The 11,303-nt window shown below is 66.0% G+C and carries 12 protein-coding genes and 1 pseudogene; 9 read left to right on the top strand and 4 right to left on the bottom strand.

The genetic code is table 11. The features are described 5' to 3' along the window. Window positions 1-99 precede the first annotated feature (99 nt). The 6 genes from mfd (at window position 100) to BF95_RS23365 (ending at window position 7,366) form a co-directional block, all read left to right on the top strand. The gene (gene mfd, locus BF95_RS23390) at window positions 100-3,576 is read left to right on the top strand and encodes a transcription-repair coupling factor (RefSeq protein WP_043154957.1); all 3,477 of its coding nucleotides are present in this window, start codon (window positions 100-102) and stop codon (window positions 3,574-3,576) included. 110 nt (window positions 3,577-3,686) lie between these two features. After that, window positions 3,687-4,097: a hypothetical protein gene (locus BF95_RS23385; protein WP_235209961.1), complete on the top strand. Its 411-nt coding sequence runs from the start codon at window positions 3,687-3,689 to the stop codon at window positions 4,095-4,097. Then, entirely contained in the window at window positions 4,084-4,818 is a 735-nt protein-coding gene (locus BF95_RS23380) for a TorF family putative porin (RefSeq protein ID WP_051520212.1), read from the top strand. Before BF95_RS23385 ends, BF95_RS23380 begins: the two co-directional genes overlap by 14 nt. Window positions 4,819-4,897: 79 nt before the next feature. Continuing rightward, complete coding sequence (locus BF95_RS23375) at window positions 4,898-5,293, top strand: MAPEG family protein (protein ID WP_043154964.1); 396 nt, start codon at window positions 4,898-4,900, stop codon at window positions 5,291-5,293. Between the two features lie 40 nt (window positions 5,294-5,333). Then, window positions 5,334-6,050, top strand: a complete 717-nt coding sequence (trmB, locus tag BF95_RS23370; RefSeq protein ID WP_043154955.1) for a tRNA (guanine(46)-N(7))-methyltransferase TrmB — start codon at window positions 5,334-5,336, stop codon at window positions 6,048-6,050. Next, the gene (locus tag BF95_RS23365) at window positions 6,047-7,366 is read left to right on the top strand and encodes a chloride channel protein (RefSeq protein ID WP_043154954.1); all 1,320 of its coding nucleotides are present in this window, start codon (window positions 6,047-6,049) and stop codon (window positions 7,364-7,366) included. The genes trmB and BF95_RS23365 overlap by 4 nt, the downstream gene beginning before the upstream one ends. Window positions 7,367-7,446: 80 nt before the next feature. Here the strand turns inward: BF95_RS23365 and BF95_RS23360 are convergent, their stop codons facing one another. The 3 genes from BF95_RS23360 to BF95_RS23350 form a co-directional block, all read right to left on the bottom strand. Next, window positions 7,447-7,995 (bottom strand): hypothetical protein, encoded by a 549-nt coding sequence (locus tag BF95_RS23360; protein ID WP_043154962.1) that lies wholly within the window; start codon window positions 7,993-7,995, stop codon window positions 7,447-7,449. Between the two features lie 160 nt (window positions 7,996-8,155). Beyond that, window positions 8,156-8,410, bottom strand: coding sequence for a hypothetical protein (locus BF95_RS23355; RefSeq protein ID WP_043154953.1), 255 nt, complete (start codon window positions 8,408-8,410; stop codon window positions 8,156-8,158). Between the two features lie 83 nt (window positions 8,411-8,493). After that, a complete protein-coding gene (locus BF95_RS23350) occupies window positions 8,494-8,703 on the bottom strand; it encodes a hypothetical protein (RefSeq protein WP_043154961.1) in 210 nt (69 codons plus the stop codon). Here BF95_RS23350 and BF95_RS28000 point away from each other — a divergent pair. The 3 genes and pseudogenes from BF95_RS28000 (at window position 8,702) to BF95_RS23340 (ending at window position 10,725) form a co-directional block, all read left to right on the top strand. After that, the gene (locus BF95_RS28000; protein ID WP_162472461.1) at window positions 8,702-8,854 is read left to right on the top strand and encodes a hypothetical protein; all 153 of its coding nucleotides are present in this window, start codon (window positions 8,702-8,704) and stop codon (window positions 8,852-8,854) included. The genes BF95_RS23350 and BF95_RS28000 overlap by 2 nt on opposite strands. A 10-nt stretch (window positions 8,855-8,864) precedes the next feature. Next, window positions 8,865-9,976: pseudogene (locus BF95_RS23345) on the top strand (sensor histidine kinase). 5 nt (window positions 9,977-9,981) lie between these two features. After that, on the top strand, window positions 9,982-10,725 hold the full coding sequence (locus tag BF95_RS23340) for a LytR/AlgR family response regulator transcription factor (protein ID WP_043154959.1): 744 nt from the start codon (window positions 9,982-9,984) through the stop codon (window positions 10,723-10,725). Window positions 10,726-10,849: 124 nt separating this feature from the next. Here BF95_RS23340 and BF95_RS23335 read toward each other — a convergent pair whose 3' ends face one another. Further along, on the bottom strand, window positions 10,850-11,200 hold the full coding sequence (locus tag BF95_RS23335; protein WP_043154951.1) for a UrcA family protein: 351 nt from the start codon (window positions 11,198-11,200) through the stop codon (window positions 10,850-10,852). Window positions 11,201-11,303 lie beyond the last annotated feature (103 nt).

Raw genomic sequence — 11,303 nt, 5'->3', positions numbered from 1 at the left:
CCCCCCGCACCACGCCCGGACGATCCCCCCCCCCTCCGTCAGGGCTTCGCCCTGCCACCTCCCCGTACCGGGGAGGATCATTGGATAGCGACAACGACAATGACCGATCTCCAAACCATCCTCCGCGCCAAAGCCCCGCTGACCCTGTCGGGCGTCCCTGCCGGGTTCCAGCCCTGGCTGCTCGCCGACATTGCCCGCGCCGCCTATGGGTCGGGCCAGGCCCGTGCGCTGTTCGTCGCCGCCGATGAGCAGCAGATGCGCGCCATCGCCGACACCGCCCATTATTTCGCGCCGGAGATCGCGATCATCGAAATCCCTGCCTGGGATTGCCTGCCCTATGACCGCGCCAGCCCCTCGCTGCGCGCCGCCTCGGCGCGGCTGGCAGGGCTTCATGCGCTGCAGGCCACGCCCAAAGCGCCGCAGCTGGTCGTCACCACCCTTGCCGCCATGACGCAGCGGACGCTCACCCCCTTCCGCGTGCGCCAACTGGTCGCGCATCTCGCGCCCAAGGAGCGTATCGCGATCACGCGCCTGGCTGAAATGCTCCAGGGCAATGGCTATGTCCGCACCGACACCGTCCATGATCGCGGCGAGTTCGCCATTCGCGGCGGCATCGTCGATCTGTTTCCTGGCGGCGAGGACCAGCCGCTCCGCCTCGACTTTTTCGGTGACGAGATCGAAACCGTCCGCCGCTTCGACCCCGCCGACCAGCGCACCACCGGCAGCGTCGATGGCTTCACCCTGCTCCCCGCCTCCGAAGCGCTGCTGGACGAGGAAACGATCAAGCGGTTCCGCAGCCGCTACCGCGAAACCTTTGGCGCCACCGCAACCGGCGATCCGCTCTATCAGGCGGTGAGCGAAGGCCGACGCCTCGCGGGCATGGAACATTGGCTGCCCTTGTTCGAGGAAAAGCTTGTTCCTCTCGCCGACCATCTGGGGCCGGACATCGTCATCATCCGCGATCATGGCGTCGCCGGAGCCGCCGATGCCCGGTTCGAGGCGATCCGCGACTATCACGCCAACCGGGTGCAGGCCAAAACCTCCGACCCCGGTGCCTATCGCCCGCTCAAACCCGACCTGCTCTATCTCGACACCGCCGAATGGACCGCCGCCGTCGCCACCCGGCCGATGCACGCCACCACCCCCTTCCACGAACCCGCCAGCGCCGACGTGCTGGACTTCGCGGTCGATGGCCCGCGCGACTTCGCGCCCGAACGCGCGCAGAATATCAACATCTACGAAGCCGTCGGCAAACATATCGCCGCGCTGCAACGCGCGAAGAAAAAGGTGGTGATCGCCAGCTATTCGGGCGGCGCGCGCGAACGGCTGTCTGGCCTGCTGCTCGACCATGGCGTCAAGCGCCTGGCCGCCGCCGATGGCTGGCAGGAAGCGCTCGGCACCGCCGCCAATGGCAGCGTGACGCTCACCGTCCTGCCGCTCGACCATGGCTTTGCCGCCCCCGATGTCGCGGTCCTGACCGAACAGGATATGCTGGGCGACCGGCTCGTCCGCCGCGCCAAGCGCAAGAAGAATACCGACGCCTTCCTCGCGGAACTCGCCACCCTGTCGCCCGGCGACCTCGTCGTCCACATGGACCATGGCATTGGCCGCTATGAAGGGCTGACCCAGATCCCGGTCAGCAAGACGGCGCATGACTGCGTCGCCTTGAGCTATGCGGGCGGCGACAAGCTGTTCGTGCCGGTCGAAAATCTCGAAGTCCTCTCCCGCTACGGATCGGACAGCGATGGCGTCGGCCTCGACAAGCTGGGCGGCGAAGCCTGGCAACGGCGCAAGGCCAAGATGAAGGAACGCATCCGCGAAATCGCGGGTGAATTGCTGAAAACCGCCGCCGAACGCGCGCTGCGCGCCGCCACCATCGCCGAACCCGATGTCGCGGGCTACCCCGCCTTCGTCGATCGTTTCCCCTATCAGGAAACCGAGGATCAGGACCGCGCGATCAGCGACGTGATCGAGGATCTGGGATCGGGCAAGCCGATGGATCGCCTCGTCTGCGGCGATGTGGGCTTTGGCAAGACCGAGGTCGCCCTGCGCGCCGCCTTCGTCGCGGCGATGGCGGGGATGCAGGTCGTGCTCATCTGCCCGACCACGCTGCTCGCGCGCCAGCATCATATGAATTTCGAGGAACGCTTCCGCGGTTTCCCGGTCAATATCGGCCGCCTCTCCCGCCTCGTCCCCGACAAGGAGGCCAAGGCGGTCAAGGCTGGCCTAGCCGACGGCACGGTCGATATCGTCATCGGCACCCATGCGCTGCTGACTAAGGGCATTGATTTCAAGCGGCTCGGCCTCGTCATCGTCGATGAAGAACAGCGCTTCGGCGTCACCCACAAGGAACGCTTGAAGTCCTTGAAGACCGACGTCCATGTCCTGACGCTGACCGCCACGCCGATCCCCCGCACGCTGCAAATGGCGATGTCGGGCCTGCGAGAACTTTCAGTCATTCAGACCCCGCCGGTCGATCGCCTCGCGGTCCGCACCTATATCATGCCCTGGGACGGCATCGTCATCCGCGAAGCGCTGCTGCGCGAACATTATCGCGGCGGGCAGAGCTTCTTCGTCGTCCCCCGCATCGCCGACCTCGCCGAGATCGAGGAATTTCTCCTCACCGAAGTCCCCGAAGTCCGCTCCGTCGTCGCCCATGGCCAGATGTCGGCGACCGAAGTGGAGGAACGCATGTCGGCCTTCTACGACAAACGCTACGATGTGCTGCTCTCGACCACTATCGTCGAATCCGGCCTGGATATTCCCAGCGCCAACACGCTGATCATCCACCGCGCCGACCGCTTCGGCCTCGCCCAGCTCTATCAGCTGCGCGGCCGCGTCGGCCGGTCAAAGACGCGCGCCTATGCCTATATGACCACGCCCGCCAACCGCATCATTACCGAGACGGCGGAAAAGCGGCTCAAAGTTCTGTCCGATCTCGACACGCTCGGCGCAGGCTTCCAGCTCGCATCCCACGATCTCGATATTCGCGGCGCGGGCAACCTCGTCGGCGACGAACAGTCGGGCCATATCCGCGAAGTCGGCTTCGAACTCTACCAATCGATGCTGGAGGAAGCGATCATGGACGCCAAGGCGGGCGGCGTCGGCCTCGAAATCCGCCGCGACAGCTTCTCGCCGCAGATCAGCGTCGATGCGCCGATCATGATCCCAGACGATTATGTTCCCGACCTTGACCTGCGCATGGGCCTCTACCGCCGCCTCAATGAATTGGAGGACCGCCAGGCGCTCGAATCCTTCGCCGCCGAACTGATCGACCGGTTCGGCAAGCTGCCTGCGCCCACGCAAAACCTGCTCAAGATCATCGAGATCAAGCAGAATTGCATGAAGGCCAACATCGCCAAGATCGATGTCGGGCAAAAGGGCGCGCTGGTCAGCTTCTTCGAGGACAGCTTCCCCAATCCGGCAGGCCTCATCGCCTATGTCCAGCGGCTCGACGGCATCGCCCGCCTGCGCCCCGACAGCAAGATCGTGGTCAACCGCGCCTGGGCCGATCCCGCCGCACGGCTGAACGGCGCGCTGCAATTGTCGAAAGGACTGGCCAAGGCTGCGGCGTAACCAGGCAGGACTTTGTCGCCCTCCGGCAATGAACCGGCAACAGAGGAAACCTACATCCGCTGCAGGTGATCGGACAACATAGCCCGACGCCTCAACGCAGGAGAATGAAGTTGAGCATAACTCTCATCGCCATGGCGGCTGCGGCCGCCTCTCATACGGTGTCCATCACCCATCATGGCACATCGATGCAGGCGCTCTACACCGCCCGCGCCGATGTCGAAGCGCGAACGGTGGGCGCAAAGACCCCCAACCGCATGGACATGCAGCGCTGCCGCTGGACCGCAACGGTCGTCGTCGATCGCAAGCTCGACCATGGCCCGGCGCTCGCCCGCACCATCGCCAGCGACACGCGCTTTTCGGGCAGCGAATCCGGTGCCTGCGCGCGGAATGACTCTCTGGAACAGCGCGTGCTGGCCCAGCATCGCGATCGCATCCAGGCGACGGTGATGGCGATGGCGGAGCGTGATCGCGCGCCGCTGATGGCGGAACTGGATTCGGTGCGCGCGCTTGCGTCGAATTAAACCCGTAACGCCAGTGGCATGGGCAGCGGCGCTGGGCGTTGCCGTCCATGCCCTTCCGGCGCTCGCGCAGGACAGAGGCCTCACCGCCACACTCGAAGCCGCCAGCGACGAACGGCGCCGGGGCCTCAGCTGGAGCGAGGGCGATCCCGTCCTGCGCGGCACGCTGTCCGTCCCCGTCACCTCCGGCCTCAGCCTCGACGGCGCAGCGACGACGCTGTGGGGCAGCACCCGCCATGGCGGTGCCGACGCGGTGATCGACATCGGGCCAAGCTGGTCGCGACAGATCGGTGGCTGGCGACTGACCGCGCGTGGCCGCTATCATCTCTTCCCCGGTGCCTCGGATCAGGGCTATGGCGAAGTCGGCGCACAGGCGGGCTTCCTCATCGGCCCGGCCAGCATCGACATCGCCACCCATTATGCCCCGCGCCAATCGGCGATCGGCGGCGATAATCTCTATGTTTCCGCTGCCGCTGCCGTCGCCGTCCCCGGCACGCCCTTCACCGTGTCGGGCCATGTCGGCCGCTCGTCGGGCAGCGTGCGGGATCCCCTCGTCGCGGCCCGGCTGCGCCCCGATGGCACCTATTGGGACCATGGCGTCGCGCTCGACTGGTATCGCGGCCAATGGTTCGCCGGCATCCGCTATGCCGGCAGCAGCATCGACGGCCCTGCCCGCACCCATGCCGGCGACCGCCTGATCGCGCGCGTCGGGCTCTCGCTCTGACGCCGCGCATCATCCTTTCCTTGTCGCCTGTCGCGCAATGCCATAGCGTGCGCCTTTGATCCCAATGGAGGTGCGCGCTATGGCTGTCGAACTGACGATTTTGGCGTGGGCCATGGTCCTGCTGCTCGTCCACATCTTCGCCGCCGCGCATTTCAAGACCAAACAATATGGCCCGCGCTGGAATATGGGCGCGCGCGACGAAAAACTCCCGCCGCTCCATCCGCTCGCCGGACGCCTCACCCGCGCCCAGGCCAATTTTCAGGAAACCCTGCCGATCGCCATCGTCGCGCTGCTGGGCGTGGTCCTCGCCGACCGCACCAGCGACACGACCGCACTCGGCGCCTGGATCTGGCTCGGCGCGCGCCTCGCCTATCTCCCCGTCTATGCGCTCGGTATCCCGATGATCCGCACGCTGATCTTCCTCGTCAGCCTCATCGGCCTCGGCATGGTCCTGTGGCCCCTGCTCGGCCTCTGACCCTTGCCCCGCGCGCCCGCGCCCGCTAAGCGGCCGCCCCATGACAGCGCATAAATCCGGCGATCCGACCACGCTCAACCGCCTCTATGGCCGCCAGTCGGGGCATAAGCTGCGCCAGGGGCAGCAGGAACTGGTCGACACGCTACTTCCGGCCGTGTCGGTGCCGGACGAAGGGCCGATCACCGCCGCCGATCTGTTCGGCTATGAGCGCCCCCTCCATTTCGAGATCGGCTTTGGCGGCGGCGAGCATATGGCCTGGCGCGCCGACCTGCTGCCCGACCATGGCTTCATCGGCTGCGAGCCTTTCCTGAACGGTGTCGTCACCGCGCTTGGCCATATCCGCGATGGCGCGCTCGGCAATGTCCGCGTCCATATGGGCGACGCGCTGACGGTATTGGACCGCATCCCCGACGGTTCGCTCAGCTTCGTCTATCTGCTCCATCCCGACCCCTGGCCCAAGGCGCGCCACGCCAAGCGCCGGATGATGAACCCCGGCCCGGTCGCGATGATCGCGCGCAAGCTCAAGCCCGGCGGCGAGTTCCGCTTCGGCACCGATCATCCCGTCTATCTGCGCTGGGCGCTGATGGTGATGAACGGCCATCCCGATTTCGACTGGCTGGCCAGCGACCCCAAGGATTTCCTCACCCGCCCCGGCGGCTGGCCCGAAACCCGCTACGAGGCCAAGGCCCGGCGGCTGGGCCATGAGGTCTGGTATTTCCGCTACCGGCGGCGAGCCGATCCGGCAACGGCATCATGAGCGGGCGGGGCCGTCGCTGGACCACGCGCCGCTTCCGCGCACTCCTGCGGCATAGCGGCCCCACATCGCTGATCTTTCGCCGTCGCCTGGCGCTGATGGGCGGGGCGATTCTGGTGGGGCTCGCCGCGCTGGCCTTCGCCTGGGTCGCGGACGAAGCCAGCGAGGGCTTTGAACGGATCGCCACGCGCCATCGCTGGCTGCCGCTCCTCATCACCCCGCTCGGCTTTGCCGGGATCGCCTGGATCACGCGCCGTTTTGCGCCATTTGCGGGGGGATCGGGCATTCCGCAGGTGATTGCCGCCACCCGCCTGCCCGAACAGATCGGCGCGCGCCTCGTCGACCTGCGCACCGCCATGCTCAAGGTTTTGCTGACCATCGCCGGTCTGCTGGTCGGCGCATCGGTCGGTCGGGAAGGCCCGACGGTGCAGATTTCCGCCGCCATCCTCGCGCGTGTCCATGCCCTGCTTCAGGTGCCGTTGCGCGCCTCGGTCATGGTGGCGGGTGGGGCGGCCGGGGTGGCCGCCGCCTTCAACACGCCGCTCGCCGGGATCAGCTTCGCGATCGAGGAACTGGCCGCCGCTTATGAGCAGCGCATGACCTTGCTCGTCATCACCGCCGTCATCATTTCTGGCATGGTCAGCTTGGGGCTTGCGGGCGATTATGTCTATTTCGGTGCTGTGGCTGCGCGGCTGTCATTGCCGTCCGCCATGGCCGTCGCCTTGTTCGCAGGCGTGCTCGGTGGCCTGTCGGGTGGTCTGTTTTCCCGGCTTGCGTTGGCCGCGGCGACCAGCCGTAACCGTTTTACCGACTGGACCCGCGCTCACCCCATCCGCTTCGCCGCCGCCTGCGGGGTGATCGTCGCGCTGATCGGCGTGGCAACCGGCCTGACATGGGGCACCAGCTATGCGCCGGCCCGCCATCTGATTACCGGCGGGCAGGAACCGCTCTGGTTCGCACCGGCCAAATTCGCCAGCACCCTGGCGACCAGCATATCGGGCATTCCCGGCGGCATTTTCGCGCCATCCCTGGCGACCGGTGCCGGGTTCGGCAATTTGCTGCGCTGGATATTCCCGAACGAACAGGGCAGCGCCGTCGTGCTGCTGGGCATGGTCGCCTATTTCACGGGTGTCGTCCGCGCGCCGCTGACCGCCGTGATCATCATTTCGGAAACCACTGGCAGTCGGGGGTTCATGCTGCCCCTGCTGGGCGCAGCCCTCGTCGCCGATGGTGCGGCCCAACGGATATGCAAGGAACGCCTCTATCATGGCCTGTCGCGCGCCTTTCATGATCGCGCCAAGGCCGCCGGTCCGCTTTGACCGTAAAAAAGGCGCGAACGACTGATCGTCGCCGCGCCTTTCCTTCGCCCCCCGGCGAAAAGCGTCCTATCAAGATGGCGTCAGTTCGCCTTGCTCAGATCGACCTTCTCGACCCATTCGGGGTAGAAGCTCGGCTCGCGGTTGGACCAACCCGCCGCCGTCGCCGCCGCCTCGCTGATCGACTGCAGCAAGATGCGCCGCTTTTCGGGGTGAAGATGCGGCAGGCTCGCCGCCGCGCAAAAGGCACCGGGCAGCCAGGGCCGCGCGCCTGCGCCCAACAGCCGCTCGTACAGGAACCGATAGGAGGAGAAGCTGGCCAACCGGTCCTGCCCCAGGTCGAACGCGGAGATGGTAACCAGCGGGGCCATGAACGGCTCTACCTGTTCCAGCCCACTATCGTCGGGCACGCGCGCCTTGATCTCGTCCAGCCGCCCATAGATGCGCGCCTGCGCGCGAATGGAGGCTTCCTCGACCATGTCGCGCGACCATAGCTTCATCGCGTCGCGGCGATGCAGGCCGATATCGAGCGACCGACGAATATAGCGTTGCGTAGCAGACGAGAAGCTGGCGAATTCGCGCAGTTCGGCCAAGGTGATGGCGCCGTCCGCAGGTTTTGCACTCGTACCCATGTTCATGCCCTCCGACGTGTAGTCGATCGTCAGAATATGCGCCTTCTATGGTTACTGAAGGCTTAAGCGCCTGTTCCGCCGCCATTCACAAGGGATCAGATTTCCTTTTGCAGCGCAACATGAAAATATGATGACATGGTGCGAGCCGTCGGATCACGGGTCAGGCCTCCGACCGCCGCGCCAGGACAGCGCTGATCATGCTGCGCCAAACCGTCACGTCGCCCGCCTGCGCCATCTGCGCGTCCGGCTCCCGCAACGTGTGCAGGATCGCATAGGCATCCTCGATATGATCCTGCCAGGCCGCATCCACTGCGCCCGCTGCATGGGGGTCGCTGCCCTCGCCATTTTGGCTTAAATGACGTCCGGCCAGGACACGGGCGATACGCTCGACGGCGGGCGTGGCGGATGTCGGCATGGGTTGCGGGCTCCTCTCGATACGGGCGGCGATGCCTACATCTGCCGCCCGCTTAATCTATCATCGTTCTGGCGAAAAGGCCATCAATCCTCGGGGGTAAAGCCCGACGACGGCACCGGATCGCCCTTGTCACCGGGGCGGGTGCTGGACGGCGGATCGGATGCGTCCATCGAATCTTCCAGCTCATCGTCCAGCTTCTCGTCGGCATTCAACACATGGTCCTGCCTGTCGCCGTCCCGCTCCTTGTCGGCCGACTTGCTGCTGCTCGTTTGCGGATGGTCGATAGCGGTCATGACATTCTCCTTCATGGCGCCTGAAAGCGCGCCTCTGCTGATCAACGGACCGGGCCGCGCCCCGGTTCCCGTCGCACCCTTCGACCAACGCGCCAACCGCTTCGACCAGCAGCGCACCGGCCGGGGCGACAAGCGCCCCGCGCGCGCGTAAACAAGGCAACATGACATATGCGCCCGACGACGGCGAACGCGGCATTTCGCCCGCGATCGCGCTCTATTCCATTCTCGGCTTCTGGTTATTCTACGCCGTGCTGGTCACGCTGCGCGCCACGGTCATGGGCTTCGACGCCCCCTATGAGCTGGCCGCGCGCCGCGCCATCGTCACCATCATCGGCATCGTCACCACCTGGATCTTCTACCTGATGCTGCGACGCTTCGACACCAAGCCATTGAGCGTCCGTGTCGTCGCCGCCTTCTCGCTCGCCGCACCCTTCGCGCTCGCCATGCTTCGGCCAATTTCTACATGTTCAACGTCTATGACCCGGTCAACATCTTCGCCGATGGCGACCGGATGAAATATCGCAGCGAAGAACATTTCGCCCTCATCCAGATCGTCGAGGATGCGATCAGCCGTTATTTCTTCCTTTCCGCCTGGGCCGCGCTCTACCTCGCTTTGTCCTACGCCAGCGAAGTCCACCGCACCGAACGCCGCGCCGCCCGGCTGGAACGCGCCGCGCAGCAGGCCGAACTGCGCTCGCTGCGCTATCAGGTGAACCCGCATTTCCTGTTCAACACGCTCAACAGCCTCTCGACCCTCGTCATGCGCAACAAGCCCGACGAAGCGGAAAAGATGATCCTGTCGCTCTCCAACTTCTACCGCACCAGCCTGACCGGCGATCCGCTGGACGACGTGCCGCTGGCGGAGGAAGTCCATCTCCAGCAGCTCTATCTCGATATCGAGGGTGTCCGCTTCCCCGAACGGCTGACCAGCGTCATCGACATTCCCGCCGACCTGATGACCGCCTGCGTCCCCGGCCTCATCCTCCAGCCGCTGGTCGAAAATGCGATCAAATATGGCGTGTCGCGCACATCCAGCCCGGTGGAGATCCGCATCACCGCGCGCGCCGATGGCGACCTCGTGCACATCAACATCACCGATAATGGCGACCAGCCGCCCGGCGAAGCCGATCGCGGCAGCGGCATCGGCCTCGCCAACGTCCGCGACCGGCTGACCGCGCGCTTTGGCGATCAGGGCCGCATCGCTTATGGTCCGCGCGAGGGCGGCGGCTTCTCCGTCCTGATCACCCTGCCCATCATCCGCCAGAGTTGCTGATCCCCATGTCCATCCGCACCATGATCGTCGATGACGAACCGCTCGCGATCGAGCGGCTGCAGATGCTGTGCGCGCGTGAACCGCGCCTCACGCTCTGCGGCACCGCCAGCGATGGCGAAGCCGCCCTGCGCCTCATCGAAGCGCTCAAGCCCGACCTCGTCATGCTCGACATCGCCATGCCGCTGCTTGACGGCATCGGCGTCGCCCGCGCAGTCGGCCGCATGGGCCTGCGCCCCGCTGTCATCTTCGTGACCGCGTTCGAAGGCTTCGCGGTCGAAGCCTTCGATCTTGCCGCCGTCGACTATCTGCTCAAGCCCGTCGCGCATGACCGGCTGACCCGCGCGATCGACCGGGTGGAGGCGGCCCGCAGCCTAGCGCCCACCGACGCCCCCGCCATCGCCAGCGCCCCGCAGCCCGAATGGGCCGAAGAATTCTGGGTGCCGCACCGCTCCGAACTGATCCGCATCGCCACCGATCAGATCGACCGGATCGAGGCGGAGCGCGACTATATGCGCCTCCATGTCGGCAGCCACAGCTACCTCCTCCACCAGACGATCAGCAGCCTGGAGGAACGACTCGACCCGCAGCAGTTCGTCCGCCTCCACCGCTCCCACATCGTCCGCCGCGACCATATCGCCCGCCTGCGCCACGACGGCAGCGGCGTGTGGTTCGCCGCGCTCGCCGACGGCAATGAAATCCGCATCGGCCGCACCTTCCTCGCCAACGCCCGCGCCATGACCGGCCGCTAAAAAAAAAATCCTCCCTGTCGCGTAGCGATGGGGAGGTGGCAGCGCGCAGCGCTGACGGAGGGGCAAACACAAAAAAAGGCCCGGCAAATCACCGGGCCTTCTCCTTATCACGTCGCCGTGCCAATCAGTTCGCGACCAGCGGCAACCCATCCTTGCCGCGCGCATCGGCATAGCGTTCGCTGGTTTCAGCGCGCGCGATGGCGGCGCTGATCGGCGCTTCGACGCGGGCGATCGCCTTGGCCTTGCACGCCTGCTCGGTGGCGAGGTCGCTGGCGCTGCACACCCGCTTGGCGGCGCGGGCGATGCGGCTGCGCAACTGCGCCTGATGCGCGGGGTTCGAAAGGTCCAGGTCGCCATGATAGACGGGGCTGGTGCGCCCATTGGACGCGAAATCCTCGGCGGAAGCAGCACTGGCACTGGCGCTGGCAAACAGGACGGCGGAAGCGGCGGCGGCAAACAGGGTCGAACGAAACATGGGCTATCTCCTCAAAAAATCTGGTTTGGCCGGTCCGCCGCCACTGGGGGGCTGCGCGGCGGGCCGGGGTGCGAACGGGGGGAGCCGGGGTCTTGGGGTCGCG

The organism is Sphingobium sp. Ant17, from assembly GCF_000588875.1.
Classification (GTDB): Bacteria; Pseudomonadota; Alphaproteobacteria; order Sphingomonadales; family Sphingomonadaceae; genus Sphingobium.
Note: the sequence above shows the minus strand (reverse complement) of the source record. Positions and strands in the feature narration are given on the sequence as shown.

Bases quoted from the DNA above. Each gene is read 5' to 3' on its own strand.
- BF95_RS23350 (WP_043154961.1), bottom strand. From the start codon at position 8,703: ATGACCGCTATCGACCATCCGCAAACGAGCAGCAGCAAGTCGGCCGAC.
- BF95_RS23365 (WP_043154954.1), top strand. From the start codon at position 6,047: ATGAGCGGGCGGGGCCGTCGCTGGACCACGCGCCGCTTCCGCGCACTC.
- BF95_RS23375 (WP_043154964.1), top strand. From the start codon at position 4,898: ATGGCTGTCGAACTGACGATTTTGGCGTGGGCCATGGTCCTGCTGCTC.
- BF95_RS23360 (WP_043154962.1), bottom strand. From the start codon at position 7,995: ATGGGTACGAGTGCAAAACCTGCGGACGGCGCCATCACCTTGGCCGAA.
- BF95_RS28000 (WP_162472461.1), top strand. From the start codon at position 8,702: ATGACATTCTCCTTCATGGCGCCTGAAAGCGCGCCTCTGCTGATCAAC.
- BF95_RS23340 (WP_043154959.1), top strand. From the start codon at position 9,982: ATGTCCATCCGCACCATGATCGTCGATGACGAACCGCTCGCGATCGAG.
- trmB (WP_043154955.1), top strand. From the start codon at position 5,334: ATGACAGCGCATAAATCCGGCGATCCGACCACGCTCAACCGCCTCTAT.
- BF95_RS23335 (WP_043154951.1), bottom strand. From the start codon at position 11,200: ATGTTTCGTTCGACCCTGTTTGCCGCCGCCGCTTCCGCCGTCCTGTTT.
- mfd (WP_043154957.1), top strand. From the start codon at position 100: ATGACCGATCTCCAAACCATCCTCCGCGCCAAAGCCCCGCTGACCCTG.
- BF95_RS23355 (WP_043154953.1), bottom strand. From the start codon at position 8,410: ATGCCGACATCCGCCACGCCCGCCGTCGAGCGTATCGCCCGTGTCCTG.